Annotated in this window: 22 protein-coding genes; 15 read left to right on the plus strand and 7 right to left on the minus strand. The window is 69.1% G+C overall.

From position 1 onward, the window contains the following. The first annotated feature begins 92 nt into the window (after positions 1-92). From BHS09_RS09875 to BHS09_RS09885, 3 genes are read left to right on the plus strand one after another with little or no spacing between them, the layout of a single operon-like run. Positions 93-1,091: a hypothetical protein gene (locus BHS09_RS09875; protein WP_140797754.1), complete on the plus strand. Its 999-nt coding sequence runs from the start codon at positions 93-95 to the stop codon at positions 1,089-1,091. Between the two features lie 3 nt (positions 1,092-1,094). Further along, positions 1,095-1,634, plus strand: coding sequence for a hypothetical protein (locus tag BHS09_RS09880; RefSeq protein WP_140797755.1), 540 nt, complete (start codon positions 1,095-1,097; stop codon positions 1,632-1,634). 10 nt (positions 1,635-1,644) lie between these two features. Then, on the plus strand, positions 1,645-2,085 hold the full coding sequence (locus BHS09_RS09885) for a MaoC family dehydratase (RefSeq protein ID WP_090491992.1): 441 nt from the start codon (positions 1,645-1,647) through the stop codon (positions 2,083-2,085). A gap of 75 nt (positions 2,086-2,160) precedes the next feature. Here BHS09_RS09885 and BHS09_RS09890 read toward each other — a convergent pair whose 3' ends face one another. Next, complete coding sequence (locus BHS09_RS09890) at positions 2,161-3,528, minus strand: pyridoxal-phosphate dependent enzyme (protein WP_140789192.1); 1,368 nt, start codon at positions 3,526-3,528, stop codon at positions 2,161-2,163. 290 nt (positions 3,529-3,818) lie between these two features. On the opposite strand from BHS09_RS09890, the gene BHS09_RS09895 reads away from it, so the two are divergent. Both BHS09_RS09895 and BHS09_RS09900 read left to right on the plus strand, forming a co-directional pair. Next, a complete protein-coding gene (locus BHS09_RS09895; RefSeq protein ID WP_140797756.1) occupies positions 3,819-4,859 on the plus strand; it encodes an aminoglycoside phosphotransferase family protein in 1,041 nt (346 codons plus the stop codon). A 1-nt stretch (position 4,860) separates the two neighbouring features. Further along, a complete protein-coding gene (locus tag BHS09_RS09900; protein ID WP_140789196.1) occupies positions 4,861-5,889 on the plus strand; it encodes a nucleotidyltransferase family protein in 1,029 nt (342 codons plus the stop codon). Positions 5,890-5,899: 10 nt separating this feature from the next. On the opposite strand, the gene BHS09_RS09905 is transcribed toward BHS09_RS09900, so the two are convergent. Together BHS09_RS09905 and BHS09_RS09910 are read right to left on the minus strand one after the other, a co-directional pair. Beyond that, on the minus strand, positions 5,900-6,664 hold the full coding sequence (locus BHS09_RS09905) for a Stp1/IreP family PP2C-type Ser/Thr phosphatase (RefSeq protein WP_140797757.1): 765 nt from the start codon (positions 6,662-6,664) through the stop codon (positions 5,900-5,902). 119 nt (positions 6,665-6,783) lie between these two features. Next, positions 6,784-7,140 carry a DUF192 domain-containing protein gene (locus BHS09_RS09910; protein ID WP_140789200.1) on the minus strand — a complete coding sequence of 119 codons (357 nt, stop codon included), beginning with the start codon at positions 7,138-7,140 and terminating at the stop codon, positions 6,784-6,786. 17 nt (positions 7,141-7,157) lie between these two features. Between BHS09_RS09910 and BHS09_RS09915 the strand changes: the two genes are divergently transcribed. The 5 genes from BHS09_RS09915 to rsmA all read left to right on the plus strand — a co-directional run bounded on the left by BHS09_RS09915 (position 7,158) and on the right by rsmA (position 18,156). Further along, positions 7,158-7,661 (plus strand): tRNA (cytidine(34)-2'-O)-methyltransferase, encoded by a 504-nt coding sequence (locus BHS09_RS09915; protein WP_140789202.1) that lies wholly within the window; start codon positions 7,158-7,160, stop codon positions 7,659-7,661. Between the two features lie 34 nt (positions 7,662-7,695). Continuing rightward, positions 7,696-13,185 carry a J domain-containing protein gene (locus BHS09_RS39265; RefSeq protein WP_237080443.1) on the plus strand — a complete coding sequence of 1,830 codons (5,490 nt, stop codon included), beginning with the start codon at positions 7,696-7,698 and terminating at the stop codon, positions 13,183-13,185. A gap of 198 nt (positions 13,186-13,383) precedes the next feature. Continuing rightward, positions 13,384-16,245, plus strand: coding sequence for a response regulator (locus tag BHS09_RS09935; protein ID WP_140797759.1), 2,862 nt, complete (start codon positions 13,384-13,386; stop codon positions 16,243-16,245). A gap of 49 nt (positions 16,246-16,294) precedes the next feature. Then, positions 16,295-17,290 carry a tRNA (adenosine(37)-N6)-threonylcarbamoyltransferase complex transferase subunit TsaD gene (gene tsaD, locus BHS09_RS09940; protein WP_140797760.1) on the plus strand — a complete coding sequence of 332 codons (996 nt, stop codon included), beginning with the start codon at positions 16,295-16,297 and terminating at the stop codon, positions 17,288-17,290. 14 nt (positions 17,291-17,304) lie between these two features. Then, on the plus strand, positions 17,305-18,156 hold the full coding sequence (gene rsmA / locus BHS09_RS09945) for a 16S rRNA (adenine(1518)-N(6)/adenine(1519)-N(6))-dimethyltransferase RsmA (RefSeq protein ID WP_140797761.1): 852 nt from the start codon (positions 17,305-17,307) through the stop codon (positions 18,154-18,156). A gap of 7 nt (positions 18,157-18,163) precedes the next feature. Here rsmA and BHS09_RS09950 read toward each other — a convergent pair whose 3' ends face one another. Further along, the gene (locus BHS09_RS09950; protein WP_043710562.1) at positions 18,164-18,442 is read right to left on the minus strand and encodes a hypothetical protein; all 279 of its coding nucleotides are present in this window, start codon (positions 18,440-18,442) and stop codon (positions 18,164-18,166) included. Between the two features lie 210 nt (positions 18,443-18,652). Between BHS09_RS09950 and BHS09_RS09955 the strand changes: the two genes are divergently transcribed. From BHS09_RS09955 to BHS09_RS09975, 5 genes are all read left to right on the plus strand, one after another. Further along, positions 18,653-19,297 (plus strand): deoxynucleoside kinase, encoded by a 645-nt coding sequence (locus BHS09_RS09955; RefSeq protein WP_011552138.1) that lies wholly within the window; start codon positions 18,653-18,655, stop codon positions 19,295-19,297. A 164-nt stretch (positions 19,298-19,461) separates the two neighbouring features. Then, positions 19,462-20,379: a 3-methyl-2-oxobutanoate hydroxymethyltransferase gene (panB, locus tag BHS09_RS09960; RefSeq protein ID WP_140789212.1), complete on the plus strand. Its 918-nt coding sequence runs from the start codon at positions 19,462-19,464 to the stop codon at positions 20,377-20,379. A gap of 2 nt (positions 20,380-20,381) precedes the next feature. After that, the gene (gene panC, locus BHS09_RS09965) at positions 20,382-21,260 is read left to right on the plus strand and encodes a pantoate--beta-alanine ligase (RefSeq protein WP_140789214.1); all 879 of its coding nucleotides are present in this window, start codon (positions 20,382-20,384) and stop codon (positions 21,258-21,260) included. Continuing rightward, a complete protein-coding gene (gene smpB, locus BHS09_RS09970) occupies positions 21,257-21,745 on the plus strand; it encodes an SsrA-binding protein SmpB (RefSeq protein ID WP_140789216.1) in 489 nt (162 codons plus the stop codon). The genes panC and smpB overlap by 4 nt, the downstream gene beginning before the upstream one ends. A 33-nt stretch (positions 21,746-21,778) precedes the next feature. Next, the gene (locus BHS09_RS09975; protein ID WP_140789218.1) at positions 21,779-22,300 is read left to right on the plus strand and encodes a ClpXP protease specificity-enhancing factor SspB; all 522 of its coding nucleotides are present in this window, start codon (positions 21,779-21,781) and stop codon (positions 22,298-22,300) included. 7 nt (positions 22,301-22,307) lie between these two features. Here BHS09_RS09975 and BHS09_RS09980 read toward each other — a convergent pair whose 3' ends face one another. Genes BHS09_RS09980 through BHS09_RS09990 form a run of 3 tightly spaced genes read right to left on the minus strand, consistent with a single transcriptional unit; the run spans position 22,308 to position 26,126 of the window. After that, the gene (locus BHS09_RS09980; protein ID WP_237080277.1) at positions 22,308-23,972 is read right to left on the minus strand and encodes a serine/threonine-protein kinase; all 1,665 of its coding nucleotides are present in this window, start codon (positions 23,970-23,972) and stop codon (positions 22,308-22,310) included. 52 nt (positions 23,973-24,024) lie between these two features. Beyond that, positions 24,025-24,363 carry a DUF971 domain-containing protein gene (locus tag BHS09_RS09985; protein WP_140789222.1) on the minus strand — a complete coding sequence of 113 codons (339 nt, stop codon included), beginning with the start codon at positions 24,361-24,363 and terminating at the stop codon, positions 24,025-24,027. Positions 24,364-24,419: 56 nt separating this feature from the next. Further along, complete coding sequence (locus BHS09_RS09990; RefSeq protein WP_140789224.1) at positions 24,420-26,126, minus strand: HD domain-containing phosphohydrolase; 1,707 nt, start codon at positions 26,124-26,126, stop codon at positions 24,420-24,422. Between the last annotated feature and the right edge of the window lie 17 nt (positions 26,127-26,143).

The raw sequence follows: 26,143 nt of genomic DNA on the forward strand, positions 1-26,143 counted from the left end.
CGGCAAAGTGAGGGGCGCCGCAACTTCCAAGACCCTGGGGCGATAATTCCCTCACTAGCAGTCCACTCCTTCCAAACCGTCTGGAGCCCCCCATGAACCCCATCGAGCGCGGCCGGAAACTCATCAACACGGTCCGTACCGGTGCCGAGAAGGCCATTGACCGCACGCAGGACGCCGTGGGTAACGCCGTCGACAACGTGAAGGACGCCGCGGTTTCCGGTGGCCGCAAGGTCGGCCAGTTCGTGGACGGCTTCGAGAACGCCGTCTCCGGCACCGCCCGGGGCGTGGGCAACGTCGTCGGCGGCGCCGCGCGGGGCGTGCAGGAGTTCTTCGGCGGCGGCAACCAGCCGGACCGCGTGCACGACGGCAAGCTGCTGGGCGCGAACGGCGCGACGTTCCCGCCGGGTACCCCGCTGGCGGACATCCCGGGCGTGACGCCGGCCAACAACCCGAACCCGCAGTCGACGGTCCTCTACGTCAACGGCATCCTGACGACGAAGGAGGCCCAGTCCGAGAGCCTGCAGGCCATCGCCAACGCGACGGGCTCGCGCGTCGTCGGCATCCACAACGCCACCGAGGGCATGGGCGCGGACCTGGCCCAGTGCGTGAAGGACAAGCTGGACAAGGGTACCAACCCCGCCGTGGACACCCTGGCGGACGCGCTCTACACCGAAATCAAGGCCGGCCGTGACGTGCACCTGCTGGCGCACAGCCAGGGTGGCCTCGTCTCCAGCCGCGCGCTGAACGACGTGTACAACCGGCTGCGCATCGAAGATGGGATGTCCAAGCAGGACGCCAAGGCGCTGATGGGGAAGATCGACGTGGAGACGTTCGGCGCCGCCGCCACCACGTACCCGGACGGCCCGAACTACGTGCACTACGTGAACCGTGGCGACCCGGTCCCCAGCATGTTCGGCCTGGGCCCCATCCCGGACAAGTGGAACCCCATCGCGGACGGTGGCAAGGGCTCCAAGGTCCACCACTTCAACGAGTTCCACCTGAACCCGTTCGACGGCCACAGTTTCGAGGCCGTCTACCTCAAGAACCGCGTGCCGTTCGACCAGGCCCGCGAAGGCAACTTCGACAAGTAACCCATGGCTACCGCTCCCCGCAGTGGCCTCGCTGGCCTGCTCAGGTCCTGGATTTCGGGCCTGGGCCCCGCTGCTCAGGCGGATACGCCGCTGACGAGGGAGTCTGCCCAGCGACTGGTCCAGGGCTTCCTCCATGAAGAGGGCACGCCGCCCAGCCCGGGCATCAATCCCCAGGGCTTCGGCGGGCTCTCCGCGGGGGGCGCGTCGCTCTACTTCGAGTGGTTGGAGGACACCCAGGCGCTGAAGTGCAGCGCCTTGGTGTACCGCTTCCGCGAGCCGCCCAAGCCCGGCGTCATCGAGGGCTTCCAGGCGGAGGAGCAGGAGGGCACGGATGCCGGTGGCGGCACCGTGGACTACGAGCGGGAGAACCGGGGCCTCTACCTGGCCCGGACGTACACCCGCATGCCGTCCGAGCGCGCCTTCGCCAAGGAGATGCGCCGGCTGATGAAGGTCAGCATCAAGTGGAACTCCGAGGTGTTGGATCGCGTCGCTTCGCGCGTGTTCCACCCGGAGGAACTGGAATCCAAGGACACGTCGCGTTGAAGTAGCGCCCATGCGCTACTTCGAGGACTTCCAGCCCGGGGACGTGAGCGAACACGGCCCCCACGTGGTGTCGCGCGAGGAAATCATCGCCTTCGCGACGCAGTTCGATCCGCAGCCCTTCCACCTGAGCGATGAAGCCGCCCGCGACAGCATCTTCGGCGGGCTGGTGGCCAGCGGTTGGCACACCGCCTCCCTGTGTCACCGGCTGTTGGTGGACAGCTTCCTGGGGCAGACGTCCAGCCTGGGCTCGCCCGGCTTGGATGAGCTGCGCTGGCTCAAGCCCGTGCGTCCGGGGGACACGTTGCACGTGCGCGTGGAGGTCGTCTCCGCCACGCCGTCGCGCAGCAAACCGGACCGGGGCGCCATCAAGCTCCGCATGGAGGTGCGCAACCAGAAGGACGAGGTGGTGATGACGGAGCTGGCCAACGTGCTCTTCGGCCGGCGTCCCTGAACACGAAGGGCCTCCCGTTTCCACTGGGGAAACGTGGAGGCCCTCGGTGCTTCCCGGGCGCGAGTGCGCCGGGGACTACGCCGCCGTGCGGTGCAGGTAGTCGATGAGGTCGATCTTGGTGACGATGCCGACCACCTTCTCGCCGTCCTTCACCACCGCCACGTTGTCCTGAGCGAAGACTTCGCGCAGACGGGCGATGCTGGTGTCGAGCGACAGCGCGCCCTGCAGCGGCGCGATGATGCTGTCGATGCTGTCGGAGAACTTCGCCTTGCCGGCGACCAGCGCGTTGAGCAGGTCGTACTCGTGCACCATGCCCACCGTGCGGCCGTCGTCGCCCACCACCGGCATCTGGCTGATGCCGTGGCCGCGCATCGTCTCGACCACCTGGTCGACCTTGTCACCGCGGCGCGCCGTCTTCACGTCCTTGCGCTTGTCGCCCAGGATGTCGCGGATGGTGCCGGCGCCCTTCTCCTCCAGGAAGCCGTTGTCGCGCATCCACTCGTCCGAGTGGAACTTGCTGATGTAGCTGCTGCCCGAGTCCGGGAGCACGACGACAATCGTCTTGCCCTTGCCGACTTCCTTGGCCAACTGCACCGCGACGTGAATCGCCGCGCCCGAGGAGCCGCCGGCGAAGATGCCTTCCTCACGCGCCAGGCGGCGCGCGGCGATGAAGCACTGGCGGTCATCGACCTGGCGCACGTCGTCCAGGTTCGTGAAGTCCATGGCGCCGCACAGCATGTCCTCGCCGATGCCTTCCACCTTGTAGACGTGCGGCTCGGTCAGCTTGCCCGTCTTGAAGTAGCCCTCGTAGACGGAGCCCTCCGGGTCCACGCCCACGTTCTTGAGGCCGGGAATCTTCTCCTTCAGGAACTTGCCGGCGCCGCTCATGGTGCCGCCGGTGCCCAGGCCTGCGACGAAGTAGTCGAACTTGCCCTCGGTCTGCTCGTAGATCTCAGGACCGGTGGTGTTGTAGTGCGCCTCGATGTTGTCGGGGTTGTGGTACTGGTTCAGCATGAACGCGCCCGGCGTCTCGCGGTGCAGGCGCTTGGCCGTCTCGTAGTAGCTGCGCGGGTCCTCGGCCGGCACGTTCGTCGGCGTCACCACCACCTGCGCGCCCAGCGCCTTGAGGCGGTTGATCTTCTCCAGGGACATCTTGTCCGGCATGGTGAAGATGCACTTGTAGCCCTTGACCGCCGCGGCCAGCGCCACGCCCATGCCGGTGTTGCCGGACGTGTTCTCGACGATGGTGCCGCCGGGCTTGAGCTTCCCCTCCCGCTCGGCCTTCTCGAGGATGTAGAGCGCCATGCGGTCCTTGATGGACGCGCCCGGGTTCATGAACTCGCACTTGACCAGCACGGTCGCGTCGTTCGGCCCGACGAGCTTGTTGAGCTTGACCAGCGGCGTGTTGCCAATGGCGGTGAGAATGTTCTCGTGGATGTCCATCGCGGCTTCCGTAAGTTAATGAGGGTTCGCGGCGCGTCTTATATGCCGCCGCACTGGCCCGGTCGACAGCGTGTGGCCTCTTGCGACCCTGGAGAGCGTTGAACCCACCCCGGCGGGCAGGGAGTTCCGACGCACCCGGACGAGGGGGGAGGATGGCTGGCCGCCCGTCGGGTTGGCGACAGCCCGGGGGGCGTCCGGCCATCCGCCCGGACAGGCCTTTGACCCGGATGGGCGCGCCTCCGATACTCGTGTGCGACTTGCGTCAACCCCCTCCGGAGAACCCCGTCGATATGGAACTCGAGGCCGCCCTGCGCGACCAGGTGGGACAGGCCATTGGCCGTCCCGTTCCCAACGCCCCCATCACGAAGCTGAAGGGCGAGGCGAGCAGCCGCTCGTACTACCGCGTTGGCGCGCCGCCCGAGAGCTGGGTGGTGATGGTGATGCCGCCCGACTCGACGAAGAAGAGCGACGAGGCCACCAAGGGCGAGCCGCCCAAGGAGCTGCCCTTCGTCAACGTGCACCGCTACCTGGAGAAGCTGGGTGTGCGCGTGCCAGGCATCCTCCGCTACGACGAGCCGGCGGGGATGATGGTGATTGAAGATTTAAGTGACATCACCTTCGAGTCCGCGCTGGAGGGCGGCAAGCACCACGAGGCGCTCTACAGCCGCGCCGTGGACCTGCTGGCGCGCCTGCGCGCGGCGGCGGAGAAGGCGGAGGACCCGGACTGCCTGGCCTTCACCCGCGCCTTCGACGAGGACCTCTACGACTGGGAGCTGCACCACTTCCGTGAGTGGGGCCTGGAGGCGTGGAGTGGCAAGACGCCCACCGACGCCGAGCGCGCCGAACTGGACGCCACCTTCCGCGACATCGCCCGGCAGCTGGCCGCCGCGCCTCGTGGCTTCACCCACCGCGACTACCAGAGCCGCAACATCATGGTGAAGGAGGGCGAGCTGGTCGTCATCGACTTCCAGGACGCGCTCCAGGGCCCGCGCCAGTACGACCTGGTGGCGCTCTTGCGCGACAGCTACGTGGAGCTGGACCGCGACTTCGTGGACGCGATGCTGGACCGCTACATCGCCACCTTCCAGGAGGTGAGCGGCGAGCGCATCGACGCGGCGTCCTTCAAGGCCTTCTTCGACTTGCTCACCATCCAGCGCAAGCTGAAGGACGCGGGCCGCTTCGAGTTCATCCACCGCGTGAAGGGCAACCCGGGCTTCCTGGTGTCCATCCCCGCGTCGCTGCGCTACGTGCGTGAGGGCTTCGCGCGGCGGCCGGAGCTGCGCAAGCTGCAGGACCTGGTGGCGAAGTACGTCCCGGAGCTGGCGGCCTGAGATGAAGGCCATGGTCCTCTGCGCGGGCCTGGGCACGCGCCTGCGCCCGCTCACCGAACGCTGGCCCAAGCCGGCGATGCCGTTTCTGGGGCAGCCGCTGCTGCGCTACCACCTGGCGGTGCTGAAGGCCGCGGGCGTGACGGCGGTGGGCATCAACACCCACCACCTGCCGGACACCATGGAGGCCGTGGCCCGCGCCGAGTGCGCCCGCGCGGGGCTGCCGCTGCACGTGGTGAATGAGCCCGTCATCCAGGGCACCGGCGGCGGCATTCGCGGCCTGCGGGACTTCCTGTCGGACGGCGACTTCATCGTCTTCAACGGCGACATCCTCTACCCGGTGGACCTGCGGCCGGTGGTGGCCGTGCATCAGGCGTCCGGCGCGCTGGCCACCATGGTGCTGCAGCCCATGCCAGCGGGGGAGACCTACGCGGCGGTGGAGCTGGACGCGGAGGGCCGCGTGCGCCGCATCGCCGCCCACGGCCCCGGCGGTGAAGGCCTGTCGCCGTGGCACTTTACCGGTGTGCACGTGATGTCGCCGCGCGTCTTCGACTTCATGTCGCCGCAAGGTGAGGAGGACATCAACCGCGGCGTCTATGTCCGCGCCATGGAAGCGGGGCAGACGGTGCGCGGCGTGCGGGTGGACGGGTACTGGTCCGACCTGGGCACGCCGTCGCGCTACCTCTCCACCGTGCAGGACGTTCTCGCCGGGCGCGTGCGGCTGGAGTGGCTGGGCGCGGACTCACCGCTGGCGGGGACCGCGCGCGGCGCGAGTGGCACCTGGGCGCACGCGGAGGCCCGCCTGGACGGCACGGCGGAGGGCCCGGTGTACCTGGGACGGGGCAGCGCGGTGGCTGCCGGAGCCACCGTGGGGCCGGGCGTGTCGCTGGAGCCGGGCGCGAAGGTGGCTTCGGGGGCGCGGCTCTCGCGAGCCACCGTCTTCGAGGACACCGAGGTGTCCTCCGGGGAGTCGCTCTCCGAGGTGCTCGCCTGGGGCGCGCACCGGATTGCCGCGCCGCTGAAGGGGCGCTGAGCGCCGCCGCTCAGGCGGCGTGGTAGCGGGCCAGCACGCAGGTGACGTTGTCGTTGCCGCCCGCGGCGTTGGCCATGTCGATGAGCTGCGAGCAGGCCTTCTCCAGCTCCGGCGTGCGCTGCAGGATTTCCTGCATCTGCGCGTCCGTCACCATGCCGCTCAGGCCGTCCGAGCAGAGCAGGAAGACGTCGTCTTCCTGCGGCTCCACGCGGGAGACATCCACCTGGACGTTCTCCTTCATACCCAGCGCGCGGACGATGACGTTCTTGTGGGGGAAGTTCTCGATTTCCTCCGGCGAGAGCTTCTTCGCCTTGAGGTAGTCGTTGAGCAGGGAGTGGTCCTCCGTCACCTGCTTCAGGGCGCCGCCGCGGAAGTAGTAGACGCGGCTGTCACCGACGTGGCCCACGTAGACGGCGCTCTGGGAGAAGTGCACCGTGACGATGGTGGTGCCCATGCCCTTGTATTTGGACTCGGAGCAGGCCTTCTCGAAGATGCGCGCGTTGGCGAGCTTGATGCCGGTGGCGAGCCGGTTCTCGTCATAGTTGCGCGACTTGTCCATCTTGAAGGGCCAGGTGGAGTCCTGGTCCTTGGACGTGAGCTTGTAGAACTCGCCGAGCTCGTCCACCGCGATGCGGCTGGCGATTTCTCCAGACGAGTGGCCGCCCATGCCATCCGCCACGCAGAAGAGAAACTCTTCCGGGAGCATCAGGAAGTTGTCCTCGTTGTGATTCCGCTTCATCCCAACGTGGGTGCTGCCAGCTACCTTGATGCGCATGCGCGAGAACTCTTCTAAAGGGGCGAGAAAACGTGGCGCCGGAGGTTAACAAAGCGCTCGGAAATCGGTCAAAACTCGTGCATCCCGGCCTGACAGGCAGGGGCACTTCGGGCAGGGCCTCAAGGAACCGGCTCGAAGCTCAGCACATCGCCTTCCTGGGTGCCGCTGGCCGCCAGGACACCCGCGGGAAGCTCCAGGACCGAGCGTGACTGGAAATACACGGATGTCGCACGCCAGGGCGGCAAGGCGGGCATCTGCTTGACGATGCGGCCCTGGGCGTCCAGGAACAGCACGTCAATGGGGATGCGCATGAAGAAAGTGTGGATGGAGTTGCAAGGGACGATATGGAGCCCCTCGCCCACCTCCAGCGAGCGGCGCCCCATGAGTCCCTTGAACCGTTGGAGGAACGAGGTGGCCTTGTCGGCCCGGTCCGCCAGCAGCCGTTGCCGCGTCTCGTTGTTCACCTTCCAGCGCATGTAGCGCCTTCTACCCCATGCTCGAGCCCCTGGCGCGTCCTCTCCACCTGGTCCTCGTTTCTCCCCAGATTCCCCCCAACACCGGCAACGTCGCCCGCCTGTGCGCGGTGACCGGTTGCCGGCTCATCCTGGTGGAGCCCCTGGGCTTCTCCATTGACGACCGGCAGCTCAAGCGGGCGGGGCTGGACTACTGGGACAAGGTATTTCTCCGCCTGTATCCAACCTACGCGGCCTATGTGGCGGACTACCCGGAGGCCCGGCGGTGGCTGTTCTCGGCCAGGGCTGAGACATCCCTGTATGAGGCCCGGTTCGAGGAGGGGGACCACCTGGTGTTCGGCTCGGAGGTGTCCGGGCTGGCGCCGGAGGTGATGGAGGGGGGCACGGGGACGGCCGTCACCATTCCCATGATGGAGGACCGCCGGAGCCTGAACCTGTCCACGTCGGTGGGAATCGGGACCTATGAGGCTCTGCGACAGGTCCGTTTCACCGGAGCGGGCAGGCAAGCACCCCCGGCAAGTTGAGGGGCCGTGTAGAGGGATTACACTGCGGCGACGCATGACCCCGTCGCAGGCCGCCGAAGCGCTCTATTCCGCCCACAAGTCCCGAGCCACCGGGAGGCTCACGCTTTCCTCGGGAGGGCGCGAGTCCCAGCTGTGGCTGCGTGAGGGGAACCTCGTGGGGACGCAGCTGGGCTTTGGGTTCCAGAGCCCGGCGCAGGCCCTGCTCCAGTCGGGGATGCTGGATGCGGAGGCGCTGGACACGCTGTGGGCGCGGGGTGGGGCGGGGGCTCCGGACGAGGAGACGCTGGAGGAATTCAACCTGGTGCCGGACGTGGTGGCGGAGCAGCAGGTGCTCGCGCATGTCCGGCGGTTGAGTGCGCTGGCGGAGCAGGCCGCGTTCGAGCCGGGGACGGTGGAGGCGGAGGGGTTTCAGCCCATCGCGGGCGTGCGGGTGGTGCGCGCGGCGCTGGAGGGGCCGATTCATGGCGGCGCCGCGGCGCGAGTGTTCCGGTGTGAGGATGTCGAGGCCTGTGGGCCGTGGCTCGCGGATGCTTCGGAGCGGGCGTTCCTGGAGACGTTGGCGGAGTTCCGTGAGCCGGAGTCGCTGACGCCCGCGCAGGAAGCGCTGCTGCTCGTGCTGGAGCGCGAGGGCTGGGTGCAGGCGCTCTCCGTGGAGGACTGGGAGGAGCGCGAGCGGGTTCGACAGGAGGAGGAAGAGGCTCGGCAGCGGGCGGAGGAGGACGCGCGGCTCGAAGAGGAGCGGCGGCGGGCGGAGGAGGCTCGGCTTGAGGCGGAGCGGCTTGCCGAGGAGGCTCGGCTTGCCGAGGAGGCTCGGCTCGCGGAGGAGGCTCGGCTCGAGGCGGAGCGCCTGGCGGAAGAAGCTCGACTCGCTGAGGCGGCTCGGCTCGAAGAAGCGCGCCTGGCGGAAGAGGCGCGGCTCGCCGAAGAAGCGCGCCTGGCTGAAGAGGCTCGGCTGGCGGAAGAAGCGCGGCTCGAAGAAGAGCGTCGCGTGGCCGAAGAGGCTCGCCGCGCGGAAGAGGCCCGTCTCGCAGAGGTAGCTCGGCTTGAGGCGGAGCGCCTTGCTGAAGAGGAACGGCGTCTCGCGGAAGAGGCGCGGCTCGAGGAGGAGCGGCGTCTCGCGGAGGAGGCGCGGCTCGAGGAGGAGGCGCGTCTTGCCGAAGAGGCTCGGCTTGAGGCGGAGCGCCTGGCCGAAGAGGCGCGGCTCGCCGAAGAAGCTCGCCTCGCAGAAGAGGCTCGGCTCGAAGAGGAGCGCCGCCTCGCGGAAGAGGCTCGGCTCGCAGAAGAGGCTCGGCTCGCAGAAGAGGCTCGGCTCGCAGAAGAGGCCCGCGTAGCCGAAGAAGCTCGGCTGGCTGAAGAGGCTCGGCTCGCGGAAGAGGCCCGGTTGGCGGAAGAAGCGCGGCTCCAAGAAGAGCGCCGCCTGGCGGAAGAGGCGCGGCTTGAAGAAGAACGCCGCCTTGAAGAAGAGCTTCGTCTGGCGGATGAGGCTCGCCGCGCAGAAGAGGCCCGGCTGGCAGAGGAAGCTCGACTCGCTGAGGCGGCTCGGCTCGAAGAAGCGCGCCTGGCGGAAGAGGCGCGGCTGGCGGAAGAAGCGCGGCTGGCGGAAGAAGCGCGGCTCGAAGAAGAGCGTCGCGTGGCCGAAGAGGCTCGCCGCGCGGAAGAGGCCCGTCTCGCAGAGGTAGCTCGGCTTGAGGCGGAGCGCCTTGCTGAAGAGGAACGGCGTCTCGCGGAAGAGGCGCGGCTCGAGGAGGAGCGGCGTCTCGCGGAGGAGGCGCGGCTCGAGGAGGAGGCGCGTCTTGCCGAAGAGGCTCGGCTTGAGGCGGAGCGCCTGGCCGAAGAGGCGCGGCTCGCCGAAGAAGCCCGCCTCGCGGAAGAGGCTCGGCTCGCAGAAGAGGCTCGGCTCGCAGAAGAGGCCCGCGTAGCCGAAGAAGCTCGGCTGGCTGAAGAGGCTCGGCTCGCAGAAGAGGCTCGGCTCGCAGAAGAGGCCCGCGTAGCCGAAGAAGCTCGGCTGGCTGAAGAGGCTCGGCTCGCGGAAGAGGCTCGGCTCGCGGAAGAGGCCCGGCTGGCTGAAGAGGCGCGTCACCTCGCAGAAGAGGCCCGCCTCGCAGAAGAGGCCCGGCTTGAAGAGGAGCATCGCCTCGCGGAGGAGGCGCGACTTGCTGAGGAGGCGCGGCTCGAAGAAGAGCGTCGTCTGGCGGAAGAGGCCCGGCTAGAGGCGGAGCGCCTGGCGGAGGAAGCGCGTCTGGCAGAAGCGGCTCTTCTTGAGGCTGCGCGCCTCGTTGAAGAAGCTCGCCTAGCTGAAGAGGCTCGCCTCGCCGAAGAAGCTCGTCTGGCTGAAGAGGCTCGGCTCGCTGAAGAAGCCCGGCTCGCTGAAGAAGCGCGCTTGGCGGAAGAGGCTCGGCTTGAAGCCGAACGTGTTGCAGAAGAATCGCGCTTGGCGGAAGAGGCTCGGCTCGAAGAGGAGGCCCGGCTCGCTGAAGAAGCCCGCTTGGCGGAAGAGGCGCGCCTCGAAGAAGAACGCCGCCTCGCCGAAGAGCGTCGTCTGGCGGAGGAGGCTCGGCTCGCGGAAGAGGTCCGTCTCGCCGAAGAAGCTCGGGCTGAAGAAGAACGCCGCCTCGCCGAAGAGGCTCGGTTGGCGGAAGAGTCGCGGCTCGCAGAAGCGGCTCGTGTAGCCGAAGAAGCTCGGCTGGCGGAAGAGGCTCGACTCGAAGAAGAGCGTCGTCTGGCGGAAGAGGCTCGCCTGGCTGACGAGGCGGCGCGTCTCGCTGAAGAGGCTCGGCTCGAAGAAGAGCGTCGCTTGGCTGAAGAGGCCCATCTCGCTGAAGAGGCTCGGCTGGCTGAAGAGGCTCGGCTGGCTGAAGAGGCCCGGCTCGCTGAAGAAGCCCGTCTCGCCGAGGAAGTTCGGCTCGCGGAGGAGGCCCGCCTCGAAGAAGAGCGTCGTTTGGCGGAGGAGGCTCGGCTGGCGGAAGAGGCCCGCCTCGAAGAAGAGCGTCGTCTGGCGGAGGAGGCTCGGCTGGCGGAAGAGGCCCGCCTCGCCGAAGAGCGTCGTCTGGCGGAAGAGGCTCGTCTCGAAGAGGAGCGCCGCCTCGAAGAAGAGGCCCGTCTCGCCGAAGAAGCGCGCCTCGAAGAAGAGGCCCGTCTCGCCGAAGAAGCGCGCCTCGAAGAAGAGGCCCGTCTCGCCGAAGAAGCGCGCCTCGAAGAAGAGGCCCGCATCGCGGAAGAAGCTCGCCTCGAAGAAGAGCGCCGCCTGGCGGAAGAGGCGCAGCGTGTGGAGGCCGCTCGGCTCGAGGCAGAACGCCTGGCGGAAGAGGCGGAGCGGCTTGCGGAGGAGGCCCGTCTCGCGGAAGAGGCTCGGCTCGAGGCGGAACGCCGTGCCGAAGAAGCCCGCCTCATCGAGGAGCGCCGTCTCGCGGAGTCCGCCCGCCTTGCGAGAGAGGCCCGCCGCGCGGAGGAGATCTGGGCCGCGGAGGAGGCCCGTCTCGCCGAGGTCGCGCGCGTCGAGGCAGAAGCCCGCCAGGCCGAAGAAGCCCGCCAGGCCGAAGAACTGCGCCTGGAGGTCGAACGCCGCCGCGCCGATGCCGTCCGTCGCGGCAAGGAAGCTCGCGCCGCCGAGCAGGCCCGTCAGGCAGACGAACCCCGTCCCACCGAAGACTCCACGCAGTCCGCCTCCATCCCCGAACTCGCGGCCGCGGACGTCGAGGCCCTCACGCTTGATGTGGGCGACATCCTGCTCACCGAGCTTCCCGCTCAGCCTTCCGAGGCGGATTCCTGGGCCGGCTCCGTCCAGGACGCCGGTGCATCCGACCTGGACCTGGCCGCTCTGCCCGAAAGCGCGGACGCCCTGCGAGTCGCCCGGCAGAAGGCCCAGGCCGAGCTCCTCCACGACATGGAGGAGGCCCTGCGCCGCTCGAAGTCCCAGCCGCTCGAGCCCTGGCTCGCGGACGAGCCGCCCCAGCCGACACCGCCCACCCGGACGCACGACCGTGTCCCGGTCCAGGACGAGCAGTGGCACACCGAGGCCATCTCCCTCAGCGCTGCGTCCGACACCGAGTCGGAACTCCCGCTGCTGGAAGTCGAACCCGAGCCCGAACTCTGGGCCGTGGCCGAGCCACTGCCCGCGCCCGCGGCCCGCCCCGCCGCCGCGGGCGAACCTCCGGTCCTCACGCCTGTCGCCGAAGACGACGCGGACATCCTGCTGGAGGCGACCCCCGACGAGGAGGACGACGCCAGCTGGGCTACCCAACCGTCCGCGCCCGCGCCGCGCCCGGCCGCACCCAAGTCAGGGGACGAGGACCTCTGGCGCATCGTCGCCTTCGACAAGGACGAGGGCGCCGACACCCTGACAGCGTCGTTCGAGGCCGCGCTCCTCCAGGTCGATACGCACCTGGAGTCGCTCGTCCGCTCGGATGTCAATCAGGCGAACGTCGATTTCGACGAGCCTCCTGTCGAGGCCATTGTCGAGGCGACCATCGAACCGGTAGCACCGGATTCATCGGGGGCCTTCCCCGGTGACAACTCATGGCCAACTGGCCAGACTGACTGGGACGAGCCGTCCGGAGACCTGGACGACTGGGACTTTGACGAGGACGACGTGGCGGCAGATCCCTCCAACCCCGACGAGGCAGCAAAGCTCCGGCGGCAGCGTCTCTTGCGCCGCGCCATGGAGAACATGGGTGTCCTCGGTGGGCGCCCGACCGCCGCACCGAGCGCCACGCCCGCGCCCACGAGCGAACCCGCCGCCGCCCCGGCACCCGCGGCCTCCGAGCCTCCCCGGCCCGACGAGGCCCGCCTGGCCCAGAAGCTCGAGCAGCGCTTCGCGGACGTCCAGGCCAAGCGAGACCACTTCTACGTGCTCGGCGTTCCGCAGGACGCCACGCGCGACCAGGTGAAGACCGCCTTCCTCAACCTGGCCAAGATCTTCCATCCGGACCGCCTGCCGCCGTCGCTGCCCCACATGGCGCCGAAGATCACCGCCGTGTTCGAAGCCATCCGAGAGGCCTACGAGGTCCTCTACGACGACACCCGGCGCAAGACGTACCAGCAGAACCTCCAGGCCCAGCAGGCCCTGCCCAAGCCGCCCGCGTCCGCGCCGACCGCCCCGGTACTCCGCCCGCAGGGCCGTGCCGACAGCAACGCCGACGACCTCTACAAGATGGGCGAGGTCTTCTTCCGCAAGCGCGACTTCACCACGGCCTCCGACCACTACGACCGCGCCCACGCGCTGGACCCCAAGCCCCTGTACCTGTCCGCTCGGGCCTGGGCCATCTACATGGATCCGGCGCGCAAGGCGGACATGGCCAAGGCCAAGCAGATGATGGCGGACGCGGTGCGCGCCGATCCGAATTGTGATCGGGCGCACTACCAGCTCGGCGTCATTGCCCGGGTCGAAGGCGACATGGACCGCGCGGAGCGCTGCTTCCGCGAGGCCGTGCGCGCCAACCCCAAGCACCTGGAGGCCAACCAGGAGCTGCGGCTCATCGACATGCGCAAGAAGAACCCTCCGAAGAAGGGAGGCTTCTTCCGCTAACGCGGCAGGCCTCACACTGGGTACGGGTGCTTCAGCCCGGCCCGATTTGACTCTCCCCGCACCTGACTCGAGCCGCCTGTCCAGCAGGAGGCCAGCCAGGTTACCCACCGGCCCCAGCCATTGACACGCCTGGAAAGCGGGCAGGATGCTCCCGCGTCAGGCTCCCTGGGCCGTCTGCAGTGACGAAAGGCATGGAACGTGGCCAAGCAGCACCTGCTCCTGGTCGATGGTGACGCGAAGAGCCTCCGGGTCATGGAGGTCAGCCTGAAGAAGGCTGGCTTCTCCGTGACGACGGCCATTCACGGCAAGGATGCGCTCGAGAAGGTCCAGATCAGCCCTCCGGACCTCGTGCTCGCGGACACGAAGATGCCGGAGATGGACGGCTTCGAGCTGTGCAAGACGCTCAAGTCCGACGAGCGCTTCAAGTTCATCCCGTTCGTCTTTCTGACGAGTCAGAAGTCGGTCGAGTTCAAGGTGCGCGGCCTGGAGCTTGGCGGTGACGACTACCTGACCAAGCCGATCTACATCAAAGAGATCGTCACCCGCGTGAAGATGATCCTCCAGAAGGCGGAGAAGGAGAGGATCGAGAAGCGGGAGACGACGAAGGGTGGCTTCGCCGGCAGCCTCGCCGACATGGGCGTGGTGGACCTGGTGCAGACCTTCGAGATTGGCCGCAAGACGGGTCTCATCAACATCCAGGGCGAGCGCACCGGCACTGTCTACTTCAAGGACGGACGCGTCATCGACGCGGAGCTGGGACGGCTCAAGGGCGAGAACGCCTTCTACCGGATGCTGAACACCTTCGAGGGGCAGTTCGAGGTGCAGTTCAGCGCGCTGGACCGTCCGGAGCGCATCGAAATCTCCACGCAGGGCCTGCTGATGGAGGGCATGCGCCGCCTCGACGAGTGGGGCCGCATGCTCGAGCAGCTGCCGCCGCTCGAGACGGTGTTCGAGATCGACTACCACCAGCTCGCCGACCGCCTGTCGGAGATTCCGGACGAGGTGAACGGTCTCCTGAGGCTCTTCGACGGCAAGCGCGCGTTGAGCCGCGTGGTGGAGGACTCGGACTTCGAGGACCTGGCTGCGCTGGGCATCATCAGCAAGCTGTACTTTGAGGGCCTCATCCGCGAGCTGGGCAACGCGCCGCTGGAGCCGGTGCAGAGCAGCAAGCCTGGCATCGAGCAGTGGCTCAACACGGCCCCGCAGGCCAGCGCGACCGTGGAACCCGCGCCTCCCGCGCCGGAGAATCCGCCGCAGCCCGTTCCCGAAGCCGCCGTGCCCGAAGCGGCCCCCGAGCCCGTGGCCGCCGCGCCGGAGCCTTCCCCGCGGTCCATGCCGCAGAGCGTGCTCGCGCCTCCCGCGGGCGTGGAGGACGAGCCGGCCGCGCCGCCGCAGCCGACCGCCGCGCCTGCGCAGCCCGCCAACGTGGTCGTCTTCCACGCGCGGCCCAAGCGCTCGGACACGCCCGAGTACACGCCCGAAGTTCCGGTGGCCGAGCCGGTTCCGGAGGTCCCCGCGCAAGAGGGCTCGGCGTTCCTGGTCGAGCCGCCGCCGGCCCATCGCGCCGTGGAGCACGCGCGTCGCAGCCTGCTGCTGGACTGGAGCCGCGTGGACACCGAGGGCATCAGCGCGCCCACTACGTGGGGGCCCGGCTCTGGCTGGTCGCACACGCCGCGGGCCCATGGCGCCTCCTCTTCCTCCGCCTTCGCCGTGAGCGCGCCCGCCTTCGAGCCCGTGCCCTCGCCGCGTGCGCCCATCTTCGGTGGCGCGGCCGTGGCACCCAATCCGTTCCCGCCCGTGCCCCCGCCGACGCCGGCACCGCCGTCATCCGAGGTGACGCTGGTGAGTGGCAGCGGCTACGTGACGCCGCCCATCCCGCCGGTGCAGGTCGATGCGGAGTTCGTGGCCGAAGAGGTTCCCGCCACGTCCCAGCGCGCGCTGCCGCCCTATCCGGGCCACGGCGTGCCCGAGCTGTCCGCCGAGCCGCCCACGCCCAGCGCGCCACTGGCCAGCACGGTCGAACCGTTTCTCGCATCCCCGGTATCGGCTCCGCCTGCCGTGGAGACGCAGCCCGCCGAGCCGGCCGCCACCGCGCTCGCGACGCCGGTCGATACCGCTCCAGTGCCGTCCTCGACGCCCGTGGATGCCGCGCCCGTGACGCCCGAGGAGGCCGCCCCGGCTGCCTCCTCGAAGCCCACCGACGACGGAGTCGTCACGCCCGTGAAGTCAGCGGACGCCGCCCCTGTTGCGCCCGCGAAGCCCGCTTCTTCCGGACAGTCGGCCGAAAGGAAGCCGGCGGCGGCCACGCACGCGAATGACGCAGGCGTGGCCAACGCGGGTCGTTCCAAGCGCACCGGGCTCATCATCGGCGCGGCGGTGGTCCTCATCGGAGCGGTCGCGGCCGTCGTCGCGGGGACGGGCAGCGGTCCGTCGCAAACGCCTCCGTCGAAGCCTCCCGTGGTGGAGACGAAGGCCCCCACGAACGGCGACGCCCAGCAGACGCCGCCCCCTGAGAAGGCGCCACCGCCCGAGGATGCCACGGCCAATGCTCCCGAGACTCCGCCGGAGCCGCCCGCCGCTACGCCAGATGCGGGCGTGGCCATTGCCGAGGCGCCGAAGCCGCCCGAGGCGACGCCCACCGAGACCACCGAGACCACCACTCCGCCGGCGCCCGCCGTGGATCCGGAGGTCGAGTTCGCCACGCTGGTGAAGCAGGCGAGGGCGGCCGTCGTCAGTCAGCGGTTCCGGTCGGCGGCGGGAAGCTATCGCAAGGCGCTGGCGCTCAAGCCGACGGCCACGGAGGCGAAGGCGGGCCTGGGCATCGCGCTGGTGAACGGCTTCACCACGGACGGGGCCTACCGCGAGGCGGCCAAGCTGCTGCAGGAGGTCGTCAAGGAAGAGGCCTCCAACGCCCGTGCCTGGCTGTCGCTGGGCATGGCGCTACAGTTCACCGGGAAGAATTCCCAGGCGGCCGACGCCTACAAGCAGTACTTGTTGCTGGAACCGACGGGGTCTTCCGCCGAAGAGGTCCGCACGTTGCTCAGGGGGCTGGGCAACTGAGCGGGGGCGGCCCCACTTCCTTCATTGGCCCCCTGAGAAGTGAGCCGCCTTGCTCGTCCTAGGACTGGAAACCTCGTGTGATGAGACTGCCGCCGCCGTCGTGGAGGACGGCCGCCGCGCGTTGTCGGATGTCGTCTCCACGCAGGTGGACATCCACCGGCGGTGGGGTGGGGTGGTGCCGGAGCTGGCCAGCCGCAACCACATCGTCCAGGTGCTGCCCGTCGTCCACGAAGCGCTGACGCGGGCGAACAAGACGCTCGACGACGTGGACCTCATCGCCGTCACGTCCGGCCCCGGCCTCATCGGCGCGCTGCTGGTGGGCGTGCAGGTGGCCAAGGGCCTGAGCCTGGCGACGGGCAAGCCCTTTGTGGGCGCCAACCACCTGGAGGGCCACCTGCTGGCCATCCGGCTGCTGGAGGTGGCGCCGGAGCCGCCGTTCCTCGGGCTCGTCGTCTCCGGCGGGCACACCAGCCTCTACGAGGTGCAGGCCTACGGGCAGTACCGGCTGGTGGGCAGCACACGCGACGACGCGGCCGGCGAGGCATTTGACAAGACCGCTCGCATCCTCGGCCTGCCATATCCGGGCGGGCAGCCCATCGATCAGCTGGCGCAGCAGGGGAATCCGGAGGCCATCCGCTTCCCGCGCGCGCTGCCGGGCGACAACTTCGACGTGTCCTTCTCCGGGTTGAAGACGGCGGTGCTGCACCACGTGCAGAAGCACGGCGTGCCGCAGGGCCAGGCGCTGGCGGACCTGTGCGCGTCCTTCCAGGAGGCCGTGGCGGACGTGCTGTCGAAGAAGCTGGTGGCCGCCGCGCGCCGGTTGGGCCACAAGCAGCTGGTGCTGTGCGGCGGCGTCGCTGCGAACTCGCGGCTGCGGGCACTGTGTCAGGCGCGGGCCGAGGAGCGGGGGTTGAACATGTTCCTGCCCCCGGTGCGGCTGTGCACGGACAATGGCGCCATGATTGCGGTGGCAGGGTATGAGGCGTACCGCCGCGGCCTGCGCGGAGATTTCCGCCTCGCCGCCGACCCGGCCTGGCGCATGTAGAGGGGAGCAGACGGGTGGAATCGCCAAGAGACATCCTCAAGCGGCATGGCCTGCGCGCCAAGTACAGCTGGGGACAGAACTTCCTCGGAGACGAGGACGCGCTGGAGGCCATCGCCGACGCGCTGAACCTGCGCGCCGATGAGCCGGTGGTGGAGCTGGGCCCGGGCCTGGGCCACCTCACGCGCTTCCTGGCCGCCACCGGGGCCCGCGTCACCGCCGTGGAGCGGGACCGGGACATGGTGATGGTGCTGGAGAAGGAGGCCATCCCCGGCGTGCGCGTGGTGTCTGGCAATGCGGCCACGGTGGACTTCGCGCAGGTGGCCAATGCGCCCGACGTCGCGGTGGCGGGAAACCTCCCGTACCACCTCACCAGCCCCATTCTCTTCCGAGTGCTGGAGCAGCGGGCCCATGTCTCGCGCGCCGTCTTCACGCTCCAGAAGGAAGTCGTGGTGCGGCTCGCCGCGGAGCCCGGCAACCGTGACTACGGGCTGCTGACGGTGCTGCTGGGCATGCACTACGACGCGGACAACGTCCTCACCCTGGAGGCCTGGCGCTTCCATCCGCCCCCGAAGGTGGACTCCGCGGTGCTGCGGCTCACCCGCCGCAAGTCGCCGCGCGCGCCCATCATCGACGAGGCCCGCTTCACCCGCGTGGTGAAGGCGTCCTTCGCGCACCGGCGCAAGACGCTCATCAACTCCATCAAGTCGGACCCGACGCTCGGGACGACGGAGACGCTCATCGCCGCCCTGGAGGCCGCGGGCGTGGATCCGCAGCGCCGCGCGGAGACGCTGGCTCCCGAGGAGTTCGCCGCCATCGAGCGCGCGCTTGGCCCCGTGAAGGAGGCCCCGCCTACGCCCGCGGAGTAGGGCGCAGCTAGCGTCCGCGCATGCCCAGCGCCTGGAGCAGGCCGCCCTGCTGCTCCAGGTAGGCGAAGAACTCGGCTTCGGGGATGCGCATCCGGGCGAGCACGCCGCGGAGGATGTCCTCCACGGTGCCGTCCTGTCGGCGCTTCAGCTCCATGGCCGTCTTGAGCAGCACCACGCCGTAGAGCGGATCCGGCTCCACGGGAGGTGTGGGCGCTCGCTGGGTGGGCGTGCTCTGGCGGGCCTCTTCCAGCCGCACCACTGTTTTCGCCCTGTGTCTGCCGCTCATGTCCGGAGACCACCCCGCGCACACGCCAAGAAGTCGCGCGGACCGTAGGGGATGCGTCTCGGAGCGTCAAGGGACGCGGGCCGCCGTGGAAAATTGCCGGATTCCAGCGGCCGTGTTGTGTTATCCGCCCGCGTGCGTGGCCGCGCCTTCGCGCGATGTCTCGCGCGCGCGGTCTCAAAGCGCATTCCGCGGGCGGGAGGCCTCGGGCGGATGGACTACCGGTATATCGTGGTGGAAGGGCCCATTGGCGTGGGCAAGACGAGCCTCTCCAACATCCTCGCGGAGCGTCTGGCGGGGCGGCGCATCCTCGAAGTCGTGGAGGAGAACCCCTTCCTTTCCAGCTTCTACACGGACCGGCAGAAGTTCGCGTTCCAGACGCAGATCTTCTTCCTGCTGTCGCGCTTCCGGCAGCAGCAGGAGCTGTTCCAGCAGGACCTCTTCAGCTCGATGACGGTCAGCGACTACCTGTTCGCCAAGGACCGCATCTTCGCGCACCTCAATCTGGACGCGCACGAGCTGGCCCTCTACGAGCGCGTCTTCGAGGCGCTCGGGCCCCGCGTGGCCAAGCCGGACCTGGTCATCTATCTCCAGGCCCGACTGGACGTGCTCCTGCACCGCATCAAGAAGCGCGGCCGGGAGTTCGAGCGCAAGTTCGACCCCACGTACCTGGAGGGGCTCGTCCACTCCTACAACAACTTCTTCTTCCACTACACGGACACGCCGCTCCTCGTCGTGGATACCTCGGACATCGACTTCGTGAATGTCGAGGCAGACAGGGAAGACCTGCTTGCCACCATCCGGAAAGCGAAGCCGGGGACGCAGCATTACGTTCCGAAGGCTTCCCGCCGGGGCTGAAAGTCAGGCTCCTGGTGGGACGTCCGCCTTCAATGCCCCCACGGCAGGCGCGGGGGCGTTAGAGTGCGGTGGCGGGCCCAGGGCTCCCGGCGATCCCCTGAGGGGACGGCGAGGCGCGAATGGACCCGTCAGGCCGTTCAACCCGTAGCCATAGGAGGTGAACCGTGAAGGACAAGGTCACCATCCACACACTGAAGCGCTTCAAGCAGATCGGTCAGAAGATCTGCATGGTCACCGCTTACGACGCCACGTTCGCCCACATCCTCGAAGAGGCAGGCGCGGACGTACTGCTGATAGGCGACTCGCTAGGCATGGTCATCCAGGGGCATGACTCCACGCTGCCGGTGACGATGGACCAGATGGTCTACCACACGGCCGCCGTGGCCCGTGGCGCGCGCCGGGCGCACGTCGTGGCCGACCTGCCCTTCATGAGCTACCAGGTGTCGAACCAGGAAGCGGTCCGCAACGCGGGCCGGCTGGTGGCGGAAGGCGGCGCGGGCAGCATCAAGATGGAGGGCGGCGCCGAGTTCGCGGACACGGTGCGGGCCATCGTCCGCGCGAGCATCCCCGTCATGGGACACCTGGGGCTGACGCCGCAGTCCGTCCACAAGATGGGCGGCTATGTCGTCCAGGGCCGTGGCGATGACCAGGCGCGGCAGATTCTGGACGATGCGCTGGCGCTGGAGCAGGCCGGGGCCTACGCGCTGGTGCTGGAAGGCGTGCCCATGGACCTGGCGCGCACCGTGACGCAGCGCCTGTCCATCCCCACCATCGGCATTGGCGCCGGCGTGGACTGTGATGGCCAGGTTCTCGTCTGCTACGACCTGCTGGGCATGAACCCGGACTTCAAGCCGAAGTTCGTGAAGCGCTACGCCAACCTCCACGGCTCGATTACGGATGCCGCGGGCACGTACTTCGCGGAGGTCCGCAAGGGCGCGTTCCCGGACGAGGAGCACTCCTTCAAGGCGAACAAGAACATCCGGCTGGCGACGGGGGCTCCGGCTCCGGCGGCCCGGGTGGAGCCATCCGCGCCCACCGAGGATGGCGAGAAGATGGGCCCCGTCTACGGGAGACCCGCCTAGTCATGGCTCCCGCCGTCCTGAAAACCGTTGAGGACGTGAAGGACTGGACGGCGGGGCTGCGCCGGGAGGGGCACCGGCTCGCGCTGGTGCCCACCATGGGCTTCCTGCACGAGGGTCACCTCTCGCTCATTCGCGAGGGGCGGCGCCGCGCGGACGTGGTGGCCGTGTCCATCTTCGTGAACCCCACGCAGTTCGGGCCGCGGGAGGACTTGTCCCGCTACCCCCGGGACTACGAGGGTGACGTCGCCAAGTGCATCAGCGCGGGCGCGCAGGCCATCTTCGCGCCCGCGGGCCCGGAGGTGATGTACCCGCAGGGCTACCAGACGTACGTGGAGGTGACGGACGTCAGCCAGGGCCTGTGCGGGGCCCGGCGTCCGGGGCACTTCCGCGGGGTGGCCACCGTCGTCACGAAGCTGCTGACGCTGTTCCGCCCGGAGGTGGCGCTCTTCGGGGAGAAGGACTACCAGCAGCTCCAGGTCATCCGGGCACTCAACCAGGACCTGCACCTGGGCGCGGACATCGTCGGCATGCCGACGGTGCGTGAGCCGGACGGCCTGGCGATGAGCAGCCGCAATGCCTACCTATCCCCCGAGGAGCGGCAGCGGGCGCTGGCCCTGTCCCGGGGGCTCAAGGCCGCCCAGGCGCTGCTGCGCGAGGGCACGCGGGAGTCGGAGCCCCTGGTGGCGGCCGTCCGGCGCGAATTGGAAGCGGCGGGGCTCCGGGAAGACTACGTGGAACTGGTGGATGCGGAGCGGTTGACGCCGCTGGCTTCGGTGGCGCCCGGGCAGCCTGCCCGGTTGCTCGTCGCGGCCTTCAGTGGCACGACGCGCCTCATCGACAACATGCAGTTGGGTGGTGAGGAGAACGCGGGACGCGTATGACATCCGGAGGGAAGTCAAAGGGAGTGGGCAGCGAGCCCGGCGTGAGAGTCATCGCGGAAAACCGTCGTGCGCGTTTCGACTACACGGTCGACGAAAAGCTGGAGGCCGGGCTGTCGCTCACGGGAAGCGAGGTGAAGTCTCTGCGAGACGGAATCGCCAATCTGTCGGACGCCTACGCGCTCCCCAAGGGGGACGAGCTCTTCCTGCTCAACGCGAACATCGGCTCCTACAAGGCGGCGAGCGTCTTCGACCACCTTCCCACTCGGGGGCGCAAGTTGTTGATGCACCGAGGAGAAATCGACCGTTGGACGGCGAAGGTGCGTGAGCGGGGCTATTCGATCATCCCGCTTGTGCTGTACTTCAGGAAAGGCCGTGCCAAGGTGGAGCTGGGGCTCTGCCGGGGCAAGACGCACGAGGACCGGCGCCACGACATCAAGGAGCGGGAGACGAAGCGGGAGATGGACCGGGCGATGCGCCGACGTTGAGAGGGGCGCCCGAAGTTCTTTCGCCGTACACCGATGGACGACAAGAAGGTTCTCGACAAGAAGGAGCGGCTGCTGGCCGCGCTCGACCAGGGCATGGTGATGATTCACCTGGACGCGCGCCGTCCGGGCGTGCTCGTCCCAGCCTCCGTCAAGACGGAGGCGCACCTGCGCCTCAATCTCTCGTACCGGTTCGACCCACCGGACCTCACGGTGGGCGAGTGGGGCGTGCGCTCCACGCTGAGCTTCTCTGGCTCGCGCTTCACCATCGCGGTGCCGTGGTCGGCGTTGTTCGCCATCGCCAGCCACGTGACGAAGGAGTTCTGGATGTACCCGGAGGACATGCCGCCGGAGTTGCTCCAGCAGACGGCTGCGTCACGTCCGGCGCAGCCCCTGCCCGTGGCACCCGTGCCGGTGGCAGCGGAGCGCCCGCGCACCTTCCTCCGGGAAGTGCAGGGCGAGCGGCGCGATGATCCGCCCGCCGACGTTCCGCCCACGGACGGACCCCCGGACGAGCCACCTCCGCCGCGTCGTGGTCATCTCCGCCTGGTGAAATGAGGCGCGCTCAGCGCTTCAGCTTCGCCTCGATGTGGGCGGCCTCGCCGCCGGAGAACGTCCCCTTCCACGTGCGGTGGCCTTTGAGCCGGACCTGGATGGGGACGCGTCCTGCTGGATGGCGGTTCTCGAGCAGCAGCGGCGTTGTCCCCAGCTCCGCGTCCCGGACCCAGACGGTGGCTCCGGGCGGGTCGCTGTCGACGCGCAGCATCGGGGCGGACAGGCGAAGCCCCGTCGCTGACATCACCCGGATGAGCAGGGTGGAGCGCTGGGGCCACAGCCAGATGCCGGTGCCCACCAGCAGCGCCAGGAGCAGCAGCCCCAGTGCCCGTTTCAGGCGCGAACGCCGGAGGAGGGCCGCCTCATCGGGCCAGTCGCTCTCGGGTGAAGGTGGGCGCTCCGCCAGCTCCAGTGCATCGGCGTCGGTCTGGAGCACGCTCTTCGCGCCCGGCGTGACGTGTGTCTGGGGGACACTCTCCGCGAGCGTCTGATGCGCGGTGAGCTCGAGGCCCGCGGATGGAGAGAAGGCGCCCGGAGCGGTGGGCGTGCGAGGCGTTGCCGCCGCGCCGTTCGAGGCATCCGGCCACATCGCGCAGTGTGAGCACCGCGCTTGGGGCGAGGAGAGCACGTGGTTGCATCGAGGGCAGCGATGCACCATCCGCCCACTGACGCTGAGCGCCGCGCCGCCTGGCATGGAGAGCGGCTCTTCTTCCGGCGCAGCGGCCTCGGCGGGCGACGCCGCATGCACGGCCATCGCCGGCGCCCCCCCGTCAACCTGTGCCCGCGTCACGGGGCGCCCGGAAGCCGCTGCCTGTTCACTCAGGGACGGCGGCAATCCCAGCCCGCGAAGGAACGCGGCCAGCGTCTGCGACGTCGCGGGCTCGCCGACTTGGGCCAACCACCGGGCAAAACCTTCGGCCAGTGACTCCGGCGAGTGGAAGCGCTCCTGAGGCGCCCTCGCCAGCATGCGCATGACGGCGCCCGCCAGTGGCGCGGGAACGCCCTGCGGTGGCTCCACAGGCCGCGTCAGGATGGCGTAGGCCACCGCGCTCGCGTCCTTCTCGGTGTGGAACGGATGCCGCCCCGTGAGCAGCTCGTAGAACACGATGCCCAGGGAGAACTGGTCGCTCGCGGCGGTGGCGGGAGCGCCTTGCAGCACCTCGGGCGCGGTGTACGCCTCCTTCCCTCGGAAGACGCCGGGCTCGGTGTGCGCCGCGCCGGCCATTCGCGCGATGCCGAAGTCCGTCAGCTTCACCTCGCCCTCACGAGACACCAGCACATTGGAGGGCGACACGTCGCGGTGGGCCACCATCACCGGCCGCCCGTCATGCACTTTCCGGTAGGCATGGCCGAGCCCCGCCAGGGCCTGATGGACGATGAAGGCGGCCAGGTGCGGAGGGAAGCGCACGCCCTGGCGCGCGGCCGAGCGCAGCAGCACGCCCAAATCCCACCCGTCCACCAGCTCCATCACCAGGAAGAGCCCTTCGGGGCCCTGGCCCACGTCGAAGACGGTGGCGATGTTCTGGTGTTGCAGCAGCGTGGCCAGCCGAGCCTCGGCCAGGAACATGCGCGCGATGTCCGGCTCGCGAGCCAGGTGGGGCAGCACCCGCTTGATGGCCACCGGCCTCTCGAATCCCTCCGCGCCGCGCGCGACGCCGAGGAAGAGCTCCGCCATGCCTCCAGAGGCCAGCGGGCGAACGAGCCGGTAGCGTTCGTTCACAGGGCGCTCAGGCGGCGGGCTGGGTGATGTCGCGCAGCAGCTGCCAGGGGTAGATGCCGGTGGTGTGGCCGTCGCTAAAGCTGAAGGCCAGCGCGTAGTTTCCCACGGGCTGCACCTGCTTGATGCGCAAGTCGGCGGGGACCTTCGACGGGTCCAGCGTCCGCTTGTTCGTCCATTCATCCACGCACGCGGCGCAGGGGCACTGCTGGCGCAGCACCTGTGCGGTGGCGCTCGTCTTCGCCCCGTCGTCCCACGTCAGGTCCAGGCGCGCGCCATCCGAGGACAGCTGTGCGTCCGTCGCGGTGACGGCTTGGGGGGCGGGCTTGATGCGGTCCCAGAAGCTCAACGTTCCACCTTCCAGAGTCTCAACAGTCTAGCGCCCTCCCTACCATCCTTCGGCCGTCAGGAGGCGAGCTTCACGGGCAGCCGGTGGCCCTCCAGCCGCACGCCCTGCTTCGCCAGCACCTGCTTCAGGGCCTGGACGACCTTCGGGTCCAGCTGGGCGCCGCTGAGGTTGTCGAGGATTTCCATCGCCTTCTCCAGCGGCATGGCCTTCTGGTACGGGCGGGTGGAGGTGCAGGCGTCGAAGGTGTCCGCGCACGCGACGATGCGGGCCAGCAGGGGAATGTCCTCGCCCTTGAGCTTGTCCGGGTAGCCGGTGCCGTCCCAGCGCTCATGGTGGTGGCGGACGCACGCGCGCACCGCGCCCAGGAAGCTCACCGGCCCGATGATGGCGTCACCGATGGCGGGGTGCTCGCGCATGATGGCCATCTCCTGGTCCGTCAGCCGCGTCTGCTTGCAGAGGATGGACTCCACGATGCCAATCTTCCCGATGTCGTGGAGGATGCCGCCGTACTGCAGCTGCCGCAGCTCGCGCTCGGTGAGCGTCATCTCCCGGCCAATCTGCACGGAGACGTCGCCCACGCGCTGGCTGTGGCCGCGGGTGTACGCGTCCTTCGAATCGATGGAGTTCGCCAGCGCGACGATGGTCTCCAGGTAGCCCTTCTCCAGGCTCTCGTAGAGGCCGCGGTTCTCCATGTCGTACGCGAGCAGCTGCTTGCTCATGTAGTTGAACGTCTGAGCCAGCTCGCCCAGCTCGTTCTTCTGCTTGATGTCCACCTCGACGCCGAACTTGCCGTGCGCCAGCTCCAGCGCGCCGCTGATGAAGCCCTTGAGCGGCCGGGTGAGGTTCCGAGAGAAGAGCGCCGCCAGCACCACCGCCACCAGGATGGCCGCCCCCAGACCCAGGAGGATGCGCTGCTCCATGGTGTCCACCTGGCGGTAGGCGTGCTCCACGGGCTGCTCGGAGACGATGGCCCAACCCGTCTCGGGGAGTACCGTGTACGCGGCCACCACCGCGTCCCGGCCCTCGCCGAAGTTGCCGACGTGGAACAGCTCCATGTTCGACTTACCCACCAACTGCTTCAGCAGGTGCGCCACCGGGCCACGCTGCGCCACGTCCTCGCCCAGGCCGGCGACGCCGCCACCGCCCGCCACGAGGTGCCCGTGCCGGTCCGCCAGATAGGCGAAGCCGGTGCTGCCCACGCGCTCCTGCTCCAGCATCTTCCGCAGGTCGGTCAGGGACAGGTCCGCCGCGATGTACCCCCGGACGGGCTCGCCCACGGGGAAGGCCAGCGTCAGCACCGGCTCGCTGCCCTGCGGGGCCTTCACCACATCCGCGTAGCGCACGCCCTCGATGTTCTCGAGCAGCGCCCGCGCGCGCTCCTCATGTCCGGCCAGCGCGGTGGGCGGCACGTCGTGCTTGGAGAAGGCCTGGAGTCCCGGCAGCCGCTGGCGGTCGGCGTCGAACACGGTGAGCGCCAGCACATCGCGCCGCTGGTTGAGCACCGAGGCCAGGTGCGTCTGCTGCGCTTCCAAGGGCAGGCCGAAGAAGCCGGGCACGCGGGCCAGGCCCAGCACCGCGTCGGTGGGCTCGCCCAGGAAGATTTCGGCCTTGAGGCGCAGCTGCTTCACGCGCTCCTGTGCCAGTTCCTGGGCGTCGCGCACCAGGAGCTCCCGGGTGTGGGAGACGGAGAGCCACCCCACCATCAGCGTGGGGACGACGCCCACCACCAGCATCAACAGGAGGATGGCTTTGAACAGGCGCACGGCGTGGCTCCTCCAGG

Source organism: Myxococcus xanthus, assembly GCF_006402735.1.
Classification (GTDB): domain Bacteria; phylum Myxococcota; class Myxococcia; order Myxococcales; family Myxococcaceae; genus Myxococcus; species Myxococcus xanthus_A.